Origin of the sequence: Mesorhizobium sp. M0166, from assembly GCF_040322255.1 — a bacterium.
Classification (GTDB): Bacteria; Pseudomonadota; Alphaproteobacteria; order Rhizobiales; family Rhizobiaceae; genus Mesorhizobium.
Map to the genome: position 1 here is coordinate 52,249 of NZ_JAMYTD010000003.1, position 14,255 is coordinate 66,503.

16 protein-coding genes are annotated in these 14,255 nt (G+C 62.0%); 7 read left to right on the plus strand and 9 right to left on the minus strand.

Annotated elements, in window-relative coordinates; genetic code table 11:
- The first annotated feature begins 92 nt into the window (after positions 1-92).
- The 4 genes from NKJ46_RS04830 to NKJ46_RS04845 all read left to right on the plus strand — a co-directional run bounded on the left by NKJ46_RS04830 (position 93) and on the right by NKJ46_RS04845 (position 4,925).
- A complete protein-coding gene (locus NKJ46_RS04830; RefSeq protein WP_352662554.1) occupies positions 93-1,505 on the plus strand; it encodes an aminotransferase-like domain-containing protein in 1,413 nt (470 codons plus the stop codon).
- 149 nt (positions 1,506-1,654) lie between these two features.
- Complete coding sequence (purL, locus tag NKJ46_RS04835) at positions 1,655-3,892, plus strand: phosphoribosylformylglycinamidine synthase subunit PurL (RefSeq protein ID WP_352663343.1); 2,238 nt, start codon at positions 1,655-1,657, stop codon at positions 3,890-3,892.
- An 86-nt stretch (positions 3,893-3,978) separates the two neighbouring features.
- Positions 3,979-4,212, plus strand: coding sequence for a BolA/IbaG family iron-sulfur metabolism protein (locus NKJ46_RS04840; RefSeq protein WP_023674714.1), 234 nt, complete (start codon positions 3,979-3,981; stop codon positions 4,210-4,212).
- A 20-nt stretch (positions 4,213-4,232) separates the two neighbouring features.
- On the plus strand, positions 4,233-4,925 hold the full coding sequence (locus NKJ46_RS04845) for a class I SAM-dependent methyltransferase (RefSeq protein WP_352662557.1): 693 nt from the start codon (positions 4,233-4,235) through the stop codon (positions 4,923-4,925).
- 48 nt (positions 4,926-4,973) lie between these two features.
- On the opposite strand, the gene NKJ46_RS04850 is transcribed toward NKJ46_RS04845, so the two are convergent.
- The gene (locus NKJ46_RS04850) at positions 4,974-5,768 is read right to left on the minus strand and encodes a phosphodiester glycosidase family protein (RefSeq protein ID WP_352662559.1); all 795 of its coding nucleotides are present in this window, start codon (positions 5,766-5,768) and stop codon (positions 4,974-4,976) included.
- Positions 5,769-5,930: 162 nt separating this feature from the next.
- On the opposite strand from NKJ46_RS04850, the gene grxD reads away from it, so the two are divergent.
- Together grxD and NKJ46_RS04860 are read left to right on the plus strand one after the other, a co-directional pair.
- Positions 5,931-6,266 (plus strand): Grx4 family monothiol glutaredoxin, encoded by a 336-nt coding sequence (gene grxD, locus NKJ46_RS04855; RefSeq protein WP_023674712.1) that lies wholly within the window; start codon positions 5,931-5,933, stop codon positions 6,264-6,266.
- Positions 6,267-6,472: 206 nt separating this feature from the next.
- Complete coding sequence (locus NKJ46_RS04860; protein ID WP_502903366.1) at positions 6,473-7,672, plus strand: multidrug effflux MFS transporter; 1,200 nt, start codon at positions 6,473-6,475, stop codon at positions 7,670-7,672.
- A gap of 17 nt (positions 7,673-7,689) precedes the next feature.
- Here NKJ46_RS04860 and NKJ46_RS34725 read toward each other — a convergent pair whose 3' ends face one another.
- The 4 genes from NKJ46_RS34725 to rpsD all read right to left on the minus strand — a co-directional run bounded on the left by NKJ46_RS34725 (position 7,690) and on the right by rpsD (position 10,600).
- Positions 7,690-8,262: a UCP034077 family protein gene (locus NKJ46_RS34725; RefSeq protein ID WP_502903358.1), complete on the minus strand. Its 573-nt coding sequence runs from the start codon at positions 8,260-8,262 to the stop codon at positions 7,690-7,692.
- Positions 8,147-8,974: an inositol monophosphatase family protein gene (locus NKJ46_RS04870; RefSeq protein ID WP_352662567.1), complete on the minus strand. Its 828-nt coding sequence runs from the start codon at positions 8,972-8,974 to the stop codon at positions 8,147-8,149. The genes NKJ46_RS34725 and NKJ46_RS04870 overlap by 116 nt, the downstream gene beginning before the upstream one ends.
- Positions 8,964-9,845, minus strand: coding sequence for a tRNA 2-thiocytidine(32) synthetase TtcA (gene ttcA, locus NKJ46_RS04875; RefSeq protein WP_352662570.1), 882 nt, complete (start codon positions 9,843-9,845; stop codon positions 8,964-8,966). Before ttcA ends, NKJ46_RS04870 begins: the two co-directional genes overlap by 11 nt.
- 137 nt (positions 9,846-9,982) lie before the next feature.
- Entirely contained in the window at positions 9,983-10,600 is a 618-nt protein-coding gene (gene rpsD, locus NKJ46_RS04880; RefSeq protein WP_352662573.1) for a 30S ribosomal protein S4, read from the minus strand.
- A gap of 380 nt (positions 10,601-10,980) precedes the next feature.
- Between rpsD and NKJ46_RS04885 the strand changes: the two genes are divergently transcribed.
- Positions 10,981-11,193 (plus strand): hypothetical protein, encoded by a 213-nt coding sequence (locus NKJ46_RS04885; RefSeq protein ID WP_023674706.1) that lies wholly within the window; start codon positions 10,981-10,983, stop codon positions 11,191-11,193.
- Between the two features lie 86 nt (positions 11,194-11,279).
- Here the strand turns inward: NKJ46_RS04885 and NKJ46_RS04890 are convergent, their stop codons facing one another.
- The 4 genes from NKJ46_RS04890 to NKJ46_RS04905 form a co-directional block, all read right to left on the minus strand.
- Positions 11,280-11,468 carry a DUF3008 family protein gene (locus NKJ46_RS04890; RefSeq protein ID WP_023674705.1) on the minus strand — a complete coding sequence of 63 codons (189 nt, stop codon included), beginning with the start codon at positions 11,466-11,468 and terminating at the stop codon, positions 11,280-11,282.
- 76 nt (positions 11,469-11,544) lie between these two features.
- On the minus strand, positions 11,545-12,357 hold the full coding sequence (murI, locus tag NKJ46_RS04895; protein WP_352662576.1) for a glutamate racemase: 813 nt from the start codon (positions 12,355-12,357) through the stop codon (positions 11,545-11,547).
- Positions 12,358-12,513: 156 nt separating this feature from the next.
- Positions 12,514-13,158: a DUF805 domain-containing protein gene (locus NKJ46_RS04900; RefSeq protein WP_352662579.1), complete on the minus strand. Its 645-nt coding sequence runs from the start codon at positions 13,156-13,158 to the stop codon at positions 12,514-12,516.
- 79 nt (positions 13,159-13,237) lie between these two features.
- Positions 13,238-14,104, minus strand: coding sequence for an RNA methyltransferase (locus tag NKJ46_RS04905; protein ID WP_352663345.1), 867 nt, complete (start codon positions 14,102-14,104; stop codon positions 13,238-13,240).
- Positions 14,105-14,255 lie beyond the last annotated feature (151 nt).

Genomic DNA, 14,255 nt, shown 5'->3' on the forward strand with positions numbered 1-14,255 from the left:
TTCTTTCTGCCAAGATTGCAATTGTGCCGTTTTTTACGGCTTGCTTCATATGTGTTGACTCCCAAATCGGTGCAATGTACAAAATTGTCACCATGACAACTTGGCTTCCAGACCTTACCGCCGGCACCGGCCCGCTCTATCAGCGGCTTGCCGATTCCATCGAGACGGACATCGACCGCGGCCTGATCGGTGCAGGGGCAAAGCTGCCGCCGCAGCGCGATCTGGCATACGACATCGGCACGACCGTCGGCACGGTCGGCAGGGCCTATCAACTGCTGCGCGAGCGGGGATTGGTCAGCGGCGAGGTCGGCCGCGGGACCTATGTTCTCGCTCAACAGTCGGAGAGCGCGAAGCCGGAGTTCCTGGGGCCGGTCGAACAAGGCACGCGCTATATGGATGAGCCCGGCGACAAGCTGCGCTTCGATAGCACGGCCGCACCGGATGTCGGCCAGGGTGCCATCGTCGCCGATGTGTTGACACGCACGGCGCAAGACCATCCGCATGAGATTTCAAGCTATACTCGTGATTTCCCGGACCGCTGGTTCGAAGCCGGCAGGCGCTGGCTGTCACGCAATTCCTTTCGCCCGGCCGCAGATGCGATCGTACCCACGCTCGGCACCCACGCCGCGGTGATGGCAACCATTGCGGGGCTCACCGCCCCAGGCGACTATGTCGTCTTCGAGCACCTCACCTATTCGCAGATTTCCCGCAGCGCCGGCCTTATCGGTCGCCGGACCGCATTGGTGGCGGCTGACGACGAGGGCATCGATCCCGAGGATTTCGAACGCGTCTGTGCACAAAAGCATCCGAAGATGATGTTTTTGATGCCGACGGCCAAAAATCCGACGCTGACAACGCTGTCGGCCTCGCGCCGCGAGGCAATCGCGCAAGTCGCCCGTCAATACAACGTCGTCCTGATCGAGGACGATCTCTATGGCGGACTGACCGATGATCCGACACCTTTATTGGCCGAATATGCTCCCGAACGGACCATCGTTGCCGGCGGCCTGTCGAAATCGGTCGCGGCGGGTGTTCGCGGCGGTTGGCTCGCCTGCCCGCCGGCCTATCGTCATCGCATCCGGGTTGCCCACAAGATGATGACGGGCGGCCTGCCCTTCCTGCTGGCGGAGGTGGGCAGCCGACTGGTGCTGTCCGGTCAGGCCGCCGAGATGCGCAAGCGCAGCATTGGCGAGATCGGTGCGCGCATTGCGATCGTGCGCGAGACACTCGACGGATTCGACTTCAAGGCGCTGGATAATGTGCCCTTCGTCTGGCTCACTTTGCCGGACCCATGGCTTTCCGGCACTTTCAAACAGGCTTGCCTCGAACATGGCGTGCTCATCGACGACGAGGACGAGTTCAAGGCGGGACGTTCCGAACAGGCCTTTCACGGCGTGCGGTTTGGCATCTCGCAGCCGCGACACCGGGGCGATATCGCGCACGGCGTCGCGGTGATCCGGCGGCTTCTGGACGAAGGCCGCGCCGGCTATGACAGCTTTTCCTGAACCGGCTTGAAACCGGCGGGTCGAGTGGCGATCTTTCGCTACTTGCGGCCAGCTGTTGCTTTCCGTTGTTTTAGTCATCGGACGGGGTGTATCGGCTGCAAAGCTTGCGATAAGACGGGACTCGATCCCAAGGACACAAATTGCCGACCATGACCATTTCCAATTCCGTGCCGATCACTCCGGAACTCATTGCCGCGCACGGGCTGAAGCCCGACGAGTACCAGCGCATCCTCGACCTGGTCGGGCGCGAACCGAGCTTTACCGAACTCGGTATTTTTTCCGCGATGTGGAACGAGCATTGTTCCTATAAATCCTCGAAGAAGTGGCTGCGCACGCTGCCGACCACCGGGCCGCAAGTCATCCAGGGCCCGGGCGAGAATGCCGGCGTGGTCGACATCGGAGATGGCGACTGCGTCGTCTTCAAGATGGAGAGCCATAACCATCCCTCCTACATCGAGCCTTATCAGGGAGCGGCGACCGGCGTCGGCGGCATCCTGCGCGATGTCTTCACCATGGGCGCGCGGCCGATCGCGGCGATGAACGCGCTGCGCTTCGGTGCGCCGGACCATCCCAAAACCAGGCACCTCGTTGCCGGCGTCGTTTCCGGGGTCGGTGGCTACGGCAATTCCTTCGGTGTGCCGACGGTCGGCGGCGAGGTCAATTTCGACGCCCGCTACAATGGCAATATCCTGGTCAATGCGTTTGCCGCGGGCCTCGCGAAGACAGACGCAATCTTTCTGTCCGAGGCCAAGGGCGTCGGCCTGCCGGTCGTCTATCTCGGCGCCAAGACCGGGCGCGACGGTGTCGGCGGCGCCACCATGGCCTCGGCCGAATTCGACGACAAGATAGACGAGAAGCGCCCCACCGTGCAGGTTGGCGATCCGTTCACCGAAAAATGCCTGCTCGAAGCCTGCCTCGAACTGATGGCGTCCGGCGCCGTTATCGCCATCCAGGACATGGGTGCCGCCGGCCTCACATGCTCTGCCGTAGAAATGGGCGCCAAGGGCGACCTCGGCATCGAGCTCGATCTCGACAAGGTGCCGGTGCGTGAAGAGCGTATGAGCGCCTATGAGATGATGCTTTCGGAGAGCCAGGAGCGCATGCTGATGGTTCTGCGCCCCGAAAAGGAAAAACAGGCCGAGGCGATCTTCCACAAATGGGGCCTTGATTTTGCCATCGTCGGCAAGACCACCGACGATCTGCGCTTCCGCGTGCTGCACCAGGGCGACGAGGTCGCCAACCTGCCGATCAAGGATCTCGGCGACCAGGCGCCGGAATATGACCGTCCCTGGGTCGAGCCGAAGAAGCCGGCGCCATTGGCTGGCGATGCACCGCAAGCCGATGTGGCCGACGCACTGCTCAAGCTGCTGGGCGGACCGGACCTTTCCTCGCGCCGCTGGGTGTGGGAGCAGTACGACACGCTGATCCAGGGTAATTCCCTGCAGCTTCCCGGCGGCGACGCCGGCGTCGTGCGCGTCGACGGCCACCCGACCAAGGCGCTCGCCTTCTCCTCCGACGTGACACCGCGCTATTGCGAAGCCGACCCTTACGAGGGCGGCAAGCAGGCGGTGGCCGAATGCTGGCGCAATCTGACAGCCACTGGCGCTCTGCCGCTCGCTGCCACCGACAACCTCAATTTCGGCAATCCGGAACGGCCGGAGATCATGGGCCAGCTGGTTGGCGCTGTGAAAGGCATCGGCGATGCCTGCCGGGCGCTCGGCTTTCCGATCGTCTCCGGCAACGTCTCGCTCTACAATGAGACCAACGGACAGGGCATCCTGCCCACGCCAACCATCGGCGGCGTCGGTCTGATTGCCGACTGGTCGAAAATGGTGCGCATCGGCTTTGCCGCCGAAGGCCAGATGATCGTGCTGGTCGGCGCGCCGACCATGTGGGGCACGCATCTTGGCCAGTCCGCCTATATGCGCGACATCCATGGCCGCGCCGACGGCCCGCCGCCGCCGGTCGATCTCGACCACGAGAAGCGGGTCGGCGACCATGTGCGGGCGCTGATCGGCTCCGGCGTCGTTACCGCGGCGCATGACGTTTCCGATGGCGGCATCGCGGTGGCGCTGGCCGAGATGGCGATGGCCTCAGGCATCGGCGCGACCATTCCCGGCCTGATCGGTACAGATCTGGTCCCGGTCTGGTTCGGCGAGGATCAGGGCCGCTATCTCCTGACGCTGTCGATCGATCCGCAGAGCGAGGCGTGGGACGCCATTCGCGAACAGCAAAGCAAGCTCGGCATCTTCGCACCATGGATCGGCTCGACCGGCGGCAGCGAATTGAAGCTGGGCGAGGCACGTGCGATACCGGTCAGCGAATTGACCGCCGCCCACGAATCCTGGTTCCCTCGCTTCATGGCAAATGAGGTCGTGGATCCGTGATGTGATCGAGTGGCGCCCTTTCGGTGTGGTTCATACGCCATTTCGACCATATCTATGAGATCACGACCTGAACAAGGAATCCTCGCATGGCAATGGACGCCCACGACATCGAACGGCTGATCAAGGAAGGCATTCCGGACGCCAAGGTGACGATTCGCGACCTGGCCGGCGACGGCGACCATTATGCGGCCGAGGTTGTGGCCGAAAGCTTTCGCGGCAAAAGCCGCGTCCAGCAGCACCAGATGGTCTATGACGCGCTGAAGGGCAACATGGGCGGCGTGCTGCACGCGCTTGCCCTGCAGACCAGCGTGCCGGACTAATTCTACGCAAGCGGGAAGTCATGGCCAAAGGCGACAGCGATCCGGTTGCAGTGAGTGCCTATGCTTCCTTTGCCGAGCGCTATGATGCGCTGGCGCCGATCAAGCCGCACAACGCCCTCTATGAACGGCCGGCCTCGCTGGAGTTGCTGGGCGACGTGAAGGGTCTGAACATACTGGACGCCGGTTGCGGCTCCGGTATCTGCTCGGAAAAGCTGGCTCGCTCAGGTGCGCGGGTAAGTGCCTTCGACATTACGCCGGAAATGCTGGCTTTGGCACGTCAGCGCTGCGCTGGGCTCAATGTCGATATGCGGCTTGGCAATCTCGAAAGGGCTCTCGACTGGCTCGCGGATGGCAGTTTCGATCGCATACTTTGCTCGTTGGCGCTCGACTATGTCGAAAAACTGGGCCCGGTATTCGCTGAGTTTCATCGCGTCTCCTGCCCGGGCGGCTGGCTGGTGTTCTCTATGAGCCATCCAATGCGCGACTGGCAGGACACGCGCACGCGCGGGACGAAACCTATTTTGAAACGAATCGCTGGGGCATGCATTGGGGAGGTTTTGGCGAACCAAATCCCTATGTTGAATCCTATCGTAGACCGCTCGGCGATATCCTCAATGGCCTTGCCGATACGGGCTGGACGCTCGACCGCTTCGTCGAACCACTTCCCGCGCCTGAGATGGAAATGGTCGACCCCAGGCATTTTGCCGAACTGAGTTTGGCGCCTGCATTCATATGCGTGCGTGCGCACAAATAACCCTCCCTCACCTTTTCGCCGAAACGGCAATGATCGGCCCGGCCGGATAGTTTCCACCAACAATCATCCGCTCGCCGTTCGACAGCGCCGAAACGACGCCGTCGAAGAAAAGCGCGTTGGCGCAGTCGAGCCCATCGCGAAATAGCCGTGCGAAGCTGCCGAGGCTGACTTCAGAGCGCGAGATCGCCAGCACGACGGTGTTTTCGTCACGCATCCCGACGCCGTTGCGGATATAGCGCGATGTGCCGTTCTGCTCGAAGCGGGGATGAAGCCGGCCGTCGATCACCAGCATCGGGCCGGATTGCGTGGCGAACATCACGTCCGGCCTGGCGGCGGCATAGGCGCTTGTTTCCATGACCGCCGCCTTGCCGTCCTTGCGGACCAGGAACACGCCGTTCGGTTTCAGGAAGAAATTGCCTTCGCTATCGGCGACGTTGATCGGCGCCTTCTCCCGGCCGTCTTCGACGAGAAGGCCGACCGGAGTCAGGTCTTCGTGATACATGCCGGCGTTCATGGCGAGCAGCACCGTCCGGCCCTGATCCGCCATCGCCTTGTCGAATTTGTCCAGTGAACCGAAAGCCTTGCCATCGAGGCCTGTGTGGAACACAGCGACGTCATAGCGGCGCAGATCGATCTCGCAGATGACATAGGCGACCGCCTCGAAGCTCGCATCGCGGCACGGCGCCGGCAATTCACCGCCGACGACCAGCGGTGGCTCTCTCGGCGACTTGGCCCACCAGATCAAGATCAATGCGGCGACCAGAACGGCGAGGAGGAACCCGGCGGGATATCGTCTTTTCATCGCGCCTCGGGGAAGATGGTGGCCAACGGCTTGGCCCAAGATCGGACGTTCCTTTGCGCCATTTGCATGGCAAGGCGGCAAACATCTTGTTTCGCGCAACCCATGGGTTTATTTGAAGGGTAATGTTCGAGCCTGACTCCCACAGGCATGAAAGGGTTTTCCATGAGCGGCATCAACGACTACATCGACAATGAAGTGAAGGGCAACGACGTCGTTCTCTTCATGAAGGGCACGCCCGGCTTCCCGCAATGCGGATTTTCCGGCCAGGTCGTGCAGATCCTCGACTATATCGGCGCTGACTATAAAGGCGTCGACGTGCTGACGTCGGCCGAACTGCGGCAAGGCATCAAGGACTACTCCAACTGGCCGACGATCCCGCAGCTCTACGTCAAGGGCGAGTTCGTCGGCGGCTGCGACATCATCCGCGAGATGTTCCAGGCAGGCGAATTGCAGACCTTCCTCGTCGAAAAGGGTGTCAGCGTCAAAGGCGCCGCCTGACTTCTGTTTCTGCGTATGAGCTTCCGAAGATCGACTGCGATTTTCGGGGTCTTACCCTAAGCGCCGGGCACCTTGGCAAAAAGTTCTGCCCGCTGTCGGGGCAATCAACGAATGGATGCGTCGGTCAGCCGACGCATTTTCGTTTGAGGATCGGACTGGCCGTGGATCAGCAAGCACAAGCGCAGCAAAAGGCAAGCACCTTGCCTATTCCGCGCTGGGAATTCATTGCGCTGTGCGCGGCGCTGATGGCGCTCAATTCGCTGGCCATCGATATCATGCTGCCGGCACTGCAGCAGATCGGCGCCTCGCTTGGCGTCGAAAATGAAAACCACCGGCAATATGTGGTCACCGCCTATATCCTTGGCTTTGGCGGCGGACAGCTGTTCTTCGGGCCGATCTCGGACCGCTTCGGGCGCCGCGCGCCTCTTGTCGCAGGGCTGGTGATCTACGTCGTGGCGGCCGGCGCTGCGGCAATCGCCCCGTCATTCGCCACGCTTCTGCTATGCCGGGCCGTGCAAGGCATCGGCGCGGCGGCGACGCGCGTCATTGCCGTCTCGATCGTGCGCGATACGTTCGACGGAAGGCGTATGGCCGAAGTCATGTCCCTGATCTTCATGGTGTTCATGGCCATCCCGGTGGTGGCGCCCGGTATCGGCCAGTTCATCATGCTGTTTGCGACCTGGCACGTGATCTTCGTCACCATGGCAGCCGGCGCACTGATCGTGTCCGCCTGGTCGCTGCTCCGCCTGCCCGAGACGCTACACCCCGAATATCGCCGGCCGCTGACGCTGTCCTCCATCATCGGCGGCTTCCGCATCGTTCTCACCAACCGCATCGCGCTCTGCTACGCCTTCGCCAGCACCTTCATCTTCGGCGCCATGTTCGGCTTCATCGCCTCGGCCCAGCAGATCTATGTCAGCGTGTTCGATGTCGGCGAGATGTTCCCGGTCATCTTCGCGGGGGTTGCGGGCGTGCTTGCTTTTTCGAACTACCTCAACGCGCGCCTCGTCGGCCGTATCGGCATGCGCCGCCTGTCGCAAAGCGCGCTGCTGCTGTTTCTGGCCATCAGCCTTGCCTGGCTGGTCGTTTCCATCGAAATGAAGATGCCGCTCTGGCTCTTCATTACCTTCTTTGCCTGCGCCATGGTCCCGTTCGGCGCGCTCGGCGCGAACTTCAACGCGCTCGCCATGGAGCCGCTGGGGCACCTGGCCGGCACTGCGTCATCGATCCTTGGGTTCATGCAGACATTTCTTGGCGGCATTCTCGGCACGCTGATCGGCCAAGCCTTCAACGGCACGGTGACGCCGCTGGCCGCCGGGTTCTGTAGCGTGTCAGTGTCAGCGCTGCTGATGATCCTCCTGGCCGAGCGCGGCAGACTATTCCAGCCGCATAACCCGCCGGTCTAATGCACATTGCCGGGCGCCTAGGATGCGCCCTCACTGACCGCTTTGAAGCGAGGGAACAGCGTACGTCCTGCGATTGCTCCACCCATGCTGTCCGAAACGGGCAGCGGGAGAGCTTTGTCGAGCGCCTCGAGGACGGAAGCCACGAAGGCCCGGTTGAGCGGACCGTCGTCCCCTAGATGGGAGTAAGTGGCGCGCGGTTTGCCAATAAGCGTGCCGTTTCGGCGAATTGAGAACTGCAGCGTCAGGGTCATGCCCGCGGTTCCGGGCGGCGGCTCCCAGCAGGCGAAGATCGCGGAGAACATCTCGTCTATGGTGTCGACGGAGTCGGGGCTGCGACATGCGCGTTCCCCAGATCTTGTTTCATTGACACCGGCAACCAGGACAAGCGCAAAGGCCGTTGCAACAATTGCGGACCGAGGTTTCATTCGAGGTCTCCGGTTTCGCACAAGATTGGACAAGTTTGGCAGCGAAGAATTATTCGGCCCAGAGCTCGCGGCGCAGCTCCCGCCAGCTTTCCCGGTCCGGCGCGACCAGTAGGCCACCTCCGACATGCGACGGCAGATAGGCGCTGCCGTCGAAGCGCGCGGCATGGCCGCCGGCCTCCGCATGGATTAGCACGCCAGCCAGGTGATCCCAAGGCATCAGCTTGTTGTAGACGACGAAATGGCCGTGGCCGCTGGCGAGCAGGCGGTATTCGTGGGCGGCGCAGCGATAATTGAACTGCGATAGCGACTTGGTCTGGTTGCGCGCCAAACGTGAGCGGTCCGGCTCGGGCACATAGTGCCATGAGACCGCACCGGTCATTTCCGATATCGGCGCCGGTTTGGCGACATGAACCTTTTCCAGATTGCCATGGGCATGGCGGATATGGCTGCCGGCGCCACTAACGCCGATCAGCCAATCCTTGCCGACGGGATCGTGAATGATGCCGGCGACCGTCTCGCCCTTGACCACGACGCCAAGCATGACGCCAAACAGCGGCACGCCGGAGGCGAAGTTGAAGGTGCCGTCGACCGGATCGATGACGAAGGCGAGATCGGCATCGCCGAGGCCCTCAAGCAGCGCCGGATTGTCGGAGCACGCCTCCTCGCCAACGATCATCGCCTGGGGGTAACGTTCGCGCAGCTTGACGGTGATCAGTCGCTCGGCGTTGACGTCGGCCTCCGTCACCAAATCGGCGACCGAAGTCTTCTGGCGAATGTCGCCCTCGTTCAGCCGGCGAAAACGCGGCATGATCTCGGCCTTGGCGACGTCGGACAGAAGTTCAGCGAGCCAGTCGATCGCGGTATCGTCAAATGTCATCGGCTTGCCTTGCGGTGAGGGTGTCGTTGAGGGCGGTAAAATCGAAGAGTTTGCGGTCGAGCAGATGCGAGGGCCTCACATTGGCCATGGCGCGGATCATCGTGTCCTTGCGGCCGGGCATGCGCTTTTCCAGATCGTCGAGCATCGCCTTCATGGCATTGCGCTGCAGGCCTTCCTGGCTGCCGCAGAGATCGCAGGGGATGATCGGGAACCTCATGGCGCCGGCGAATTTTTCGAGATCGACCTCGGCGCAATAGGCGAGCGGCCTGAGCACCATGACGTCGCCCTCGTCGTTGATGAGCTTTGGCGGCATGGCGGCGAGGCGTCCGCCATGGAACAGGTTCATGAAGAAGGTTTCGAGGATATCCTCGCGGTGGTGGCCGAGCACCAGGGCCGAACAGCCCTCCTCCCGCGCGATGCGGTAGAGATGGCCGCGCCTCAGCCGCGAGCAGAGCGAACAATAGGTGCTGCCCTCGGGGAGCTTGTCGGTGACCACCGAATAGGTGTCCTGATATTCGATGCGGTGCGGGATGCCATGGCTGTCGAGATAGTCGGGCAGGATGTGTTTGGGGAAGTTCGGCTGACCCTGGTCGAGATTGCAGGCCAGCAACTCGACCGGCAGCAGGCCGCGCCATTTGAGATCGAGCAGCAGAGCAAGCAGGCCGTAGGAATCCTTGCCGCCCGACAGCGCCACCAGCCAGCGAGCGCCGGGCCTTGCCATCGCGAAATCGTCGATCGCCTGACGGGTAAGCCGCAGCAGCCGCTTGCGCAGCTTGTTGAACTCGACAGAAGACGGCACATCGGCAAACAGCGGATGAAAGCCGCCTTCGGCATCGGCAACCGGTTCGAGTGTTTCTGGCAGCATGTTCATGGCGCGTCGGCCCCAAAATCCTTGTTGCCGCCCGGAGTAGCGCATCGGCCTGAAAATCGAAATCGATTTTCGGATGCCTAAAAGAAAAGGCCGCCTCGACGGGCGGCCTTCGATGGTGTCGCAGACGAAGAAATCGATCAGCGCGAATAGAATTCGACGACCAGGTTCGGTTCCATCTGTACGGCGAACGGAACGTCGGCCAGGCTGGGGATGCGCGTGAAGCTCGCGGTCATCTTGTTGTGGTCGGCTTCGATGTAATCCGGGACATCGCGTTCGGCCAGGCCCACCGATTCGAGGACGATCACCAGCTGCTTCGACTTCTCGCGCACTTCGATGATGTCGCCCGGCTTGCAGCGGTACGAGCCGATGTTGACGCGCTTGCCGTTGACATTGACGTGGCCGTGATTGACGAACTGGCGCGCCGCAAAGATTGTCGGCACGAACTTGGCGCGGTAGACGACCGCGTCGAGACGCGATTCGAGCAGGCCGATCAGGTTCTCCGAGGTGTCGCCCTTGCGGCGGTCCGCCTCTTCATAGACCTTGCGGAACTGCTTCTCCGAAACGTCGCCATAGTGGCCCTTCAGCTTCTGCTTGGCGCGCAGCTGCAGGCCGAAATCGGAAAGCTTGCCCTTGCGGCGCTGGCCATGCTGGCCGGGGCCGTATTCACGCTTGTTGACCGGGGACTTCGGGCGGCCCCAGATGTTTTCGCCGAGACGGCGGTCGATCTTGTACTTCGCGGATTCGCGCTTGCTCATCGCATTCCCTTTCAAAACAACACACCCGGAACCTCATGGTCCGGGTGAAGGAAACGCGCCCTCCTCTGGCCTCCGTTTTCGAGACCTGACAGGGTTTTCCACGCAACGCGACGGAAAACCCACGGGACACGTCATTTCAAACAAGACATAGGGAAAGTAAAACCGGCTTCCCAAACGCCTTGCACACATAAAGAAAACCACCGGGCATTGCGGCCCGGTGTTGGTGGGCTGGTTAAACGGAGATTTAACCGCTGTCAAGCTTCTGGCTGGCGCGAATCGCCGAAGCGGGTAGTGTTATGGTTGTAGAACGTGCCGGATGTGGCGGGAGGTTGCGCCAGCGGCATCAGGAAGCGACTGAAGTCAGAGGAGCTGAAATTCGCATGAAGAAGTTCTTCCTTACGTTGGTAGGTGCCGCGGTGATGGCCGGCACGATGGCGGTCGCGCCCGAGCCGGCGCAGGCCCGGCATTGGCATGGGCACAGGCATCACCAGGTCTGCCGCATCGTGGTCAAGAAGAAAGTGGTATGGCGCCACGGTCATCGCAAGGTCATCCGCTACAAAGTGCGGCGCTGCGGTTGGGGCTGGAACTGGTAATTTTCGCCCTCGCCCGTTGAGACTTCAGGGCCCGCGGCTCAGCCGCGGGCCTTTTGTTGACCGGCATCGCCAGAATGGTCAGTCGATCAGTGTTTCGACTTCTTTTCCGGCAGGCCCTTGCGCTTGGTCTCGGCGAATTCCTCGAGCTGTTTTTCGCTCATGGATTTATACATTCCCTTCGACGCGCCTTTGAGCGCGCCCTTCTTGGTCTCGCCGCGCTTGGCTGACAATGCCGCGCCGGCCGCTTTCTGCTGGGCTTTTGAGGTGGCTGGCATGATGGTTTCTCCCGTTTCCAATGAGAGGAAAACGCATTGTCTGGTGCGATGTTCCCAAAGCGACAATTGCCTGCGGTCAGGATATCGCCAGGCCAAATCCCTGCATCAGCCGGCGCGTCGGAAAATCGGCGCTGTTCGAGGTGAAGAATGCAAGGTCGGCGCCTTCCGGCAGCGCCTCTCTGCGATAACCGGCCTCGGTGTCCGCCAGCAGCGAAAGCGCCCGGCGTGCGATAGCCTCGGCCGGGTCCAACCAGTCGACCGGCCAAGGTGCTGTCTTGCGCATGCGGTTGGCCAAAAAAGGATAATGGGTGCAGGCAAGCACGACGATGTCTGTGCGCAACCCGTCATGCTCGACGAAGCACGGCGCGATCTCGGCGCGCACGGCGTCCTCGTCGACAAAACCGTCGCGCATATAGGCTTCGGCCAATCCAGCCAGCCTGTCGCTGCCGACCAGGCGGACGTGGCATTTCTGCGCCCATTTGCTGATCAGATCGCGCGTGTACTGGCGCTTGACGGTGCCGGGCGTCGCCAGCACCGAAACCAGACCTGAGCGCGTGCGTTCCGCCGCCGGCTTGATGGCCGGCACGGTGCCGACGAAAGGGTGGCCGGGAAACCTCTCGCGCAAGGCATCGATGACCAGTGTCGAGGCGGTGTTGCAGGCGATGACCGAAATGGCCGGCGAAAACCGGTCGAGCAGCCTGGCGAACAACTCCAGGATATGTGTTCTCAGCGCCGGCTCCTCCCAGGCGCCGAAGGGGAACGCCGCGTCGTCGGCGACATAGATGAAGCGGCGGTCAGGCATCAGGACGCGCGCCTCACGCAGCACGGTGAGGCCGCCAATGCCGGAATCGAACATCAGGATCGGACGGGCGCTCGATGGATCGGTCATTGTCATTGAATCACTAAGGGCTGGGAATCACTGAAGGCTGGGGAATCACAAACGAGATCACGAGAGAAGGCCGGCCCATGCATTTTGCTTCGGCCAATAATGCATTATCCCGGATGCTTCTATGTGGAGCCATCGTGGCCTTGATGCGGCAGCCGCTCACACAAGGCCGCGCTTGCCGAAGCCGCCTGCCCGCGGCCGGCCGGTTGCCGGAGATACAGGTTGAGATGCAGGGTGGCTCGACGGCACCGGTGCGGCCCGCATGGCGTAGGGCGGAGCCTGGGCGGTCACGCCGGCGGCCGACGCTGAATGGAGCGCCGCGGTGCCGCGCAGCGGCCCGGGCGGGTCGAAATCGTCGAAACTCAGGGATGACGCCATATCGGAAGAGCCACCGCCCGCCGGCCTGGCCGCCAAGATGACGGCCCACAGCCCGACAAGAGCTAATCCCAGCAGGTTAAGGCCGGAATGCGAATCTTCGCCGTCGAAATTTACGACAAGAACAGTGCCGGCCTGCAGGATCGCGAACAGCGTCGAGAACACGATATACGACCAAAGGATCCAACCCGACCCTTGCGCGTCGCGGCTTCGACGCCAGGCGAAATTCGCGCGGAATAGAACGATCACCAGCGAGGCGACGAGAACGGCCGCGGCCAGTCCTTCCCTGGAAGGACCAGGTTGCGAATTGGCCAAGCCCTCGATGCCGATGGTCCACAAGACGCACAGCACAAAGGTCACGATTTCCGCAACCAGCAGAGCCACGGAATAGAAGAAAAAGCGAAGACGACCGATATTTGAGCTAAACATCCGAGGATCCATCGTTTTGAAAACCATGGATCAAACCAAATAAAATTCGGTTACTGGTGAGGTATGGGAAGTTCCGAGGCTAGTCTTTGTCTTTCGCCCTCGCAGCGCGTGCTGCGGCCGCCGGGAGCCGCCTGGGGTCGTCGCCGGGCGATCCGTCGCCGCGCGGCATGGCCGGCGAAAACCTGTCCAGCGATGATATTATACCGCGCAGCACCTTGAGCTCCGGCTCGGCAAAACCGGGGCGGGTCAGCACGGCGCGCAAATTGTCGACCATCTTCGGCTTCTTCGCTGCCGGGCGGAAATAGCCGCGCGCCTCGAGTGCACCTTCCAGATACGCAAACAGGCCGTGCAATTCTTCCTTGGCAGCCGGCGGCATTTCGGGGCCGGAGAAGTTGGTCCTGGTCTCGTCTTCCAGGCCGGACTTCATCCATTCATAGGACATCAGCAGGGCCGCCTGGGCGATGTTGAGCGAGGAGAAGGCTGGATCGACGGGGAAGGTGACGATCTCGTCGGCAAGGCCGACCTCGTCATTATAGAGGCCGAAGCGCTCGCGGCCGAACAGGATGCCGGTGCGCTGGCCGGCCCGCTGCCGCGCCCGCAGCGCCCTGCCCGCCTCGACCGGACCGCGCACCGGCTTGAAATTGTCGCGTGCGCGCGCCGTGGTGGCGAAGACGAAGTTCAAATCGGCAACCGCCGAGGCCAGGTCGCCGAACACCGTGACGGCATCGATGACGTGGTCAGCGCGGCTTGCGGCGGCACGCGCCTTCTCGCTTGGCCAGCCGTCGCGCGGATTGACGAGCCGCAGCTCGGCAAGGCCGAAATTGGCCATGGCGCGCGCGACCATTCCGATATTCTCGCCGAGCTGCGGCTCGACCAGGATGATCGCCGGTCCGGACGCAGGAGTTCCGGAGGCAAGAGGGATATCGGGATCCTGGGTAGCGGCCATGATTGTCAAATGAACTGCTGTTTGCGGCATTTCGCAGTCCCCTGCCACATTTGGCGGCGAAAATGAAGCTTTCGCAAGGAATGCCGTCACCACGGCGTGGTTCGCCGTTTGCGCGGCCAAAAAGCCTTTGATATACGGGCCGCATCCCAGG

What these genes read in the sequence shown, in the direction of transcription:
- NKJ46_RS04830 (WP_352662554.1), top strand. Translation starts at nt 93, where the DNA reads ATGACAACTTGGCTTCCAGACCTTACCGCCGGCACCGGCCCGCTCTAT.
- purL (WP_352663343.1), top strand. Translation starts at nt 1,655, where the DNA reads ATGACCATTTCCAATTCCGTGCCGATCACTCCGGAACTCATTGCCGCG.
- NKJ46_RS04840 (WP_023674714.1), top strand. Translation starts at nt 3,979, where the DNA reads ATGGCAATGGACGCCCACGACATCGAACGGCTGATCAAGGAAGGCATT.
- NKJ46_RS04845 (WP_352662557.1), top strand. Translation starts at nt 4,233, where the DNA reads ATGGCCAAAGGCGACAGCGATCCGGTTGCAGTGAGTGCCTATGCTTCC.
- NKJ46_RS04850 (WP_352662559.1), bottom strand. Translation starts at nt 5,768, where the DNA reads ATGAAAAGACGATATCCCGCCGGGTTCCTCCTCGCCGTTCTGGTCGCC.
- grxD (WP_023674712.1), top strand. Translation starts at nt 5,931, where the DNA reads ATGAGCGGCATCAACGACTACATCGACAATGAAGTGAAGGGCAACGAC.
- NKJ46_RS34725 (WP_502903358.1), bottom strand. Translation starts at nt 8,262, where the DNA reads ATGCCGCGCGCTTCGACGGCAGCGCCTATCTGCCGTCGCATGTCGGAG.
- NKJ46_RS04870 (WP_352662567.1), bottom strand. Translation starts at nt 8,974, where the DNA reads ATGACATTTGACGATACCGCGATCGACTGGCTCGCTGAACTTCTGTCC.
- ttcA (WP_352662570.1), bottom strand. Translation starts at nt 9,845, where the DNA reads ATGAACATGCTGCCAGAAACACTCGAACCGGTTGCCGATGCCGAAGGC.
- rpsD (WP_352662573.1), bottom strand. Translation starts at nt 10,600, where the DNA reads ATGAGCAAGCGCGAATCCGCGAAGTACAAGATCGACCGCCGTCTCGGC.
- NKJ46_RS04885 (WP_023674706.1), top strand. Translation starts at nt 10,981, where the DNA reads ATGAAGAAGTTCTTCCTTACGTTGGTAGGTGCCGCGGTGATGGCCGGC.
- NKJ46_RS04890 (WP_023674705.1), bottom strand. Translation starts at nt 11,468, where the DNA reads ATGCCAGCCACCTCAAAAGCCCAGCAGAAAGCGGCCGGCGCGGCATTG.
- murI (WP_352662576.1), bottom strand. Translation starts at nt 12,357, where the DNA reads ATGACCGATCCATCGAGCGCCCGTCCGATCCTGATGTTCGATTCCGGC.
- NKJ46_RS04900 (WP_352662579.1), bottom strand. Translation starts at nt 13,158, where the DNA reads ATGTTTAGCTCAAATATCGGTCGTCTTCGCTTTTTCTTCTATTCCGTG.
- NKJ46_RS04905 (WP_352663345.1), bottom strand. Translation starts at nt 14,104, where the DNA reads ATGGCCGCTACCCAGGATCCCGATATCCCTCTTGCCTCCGGAACTCCT.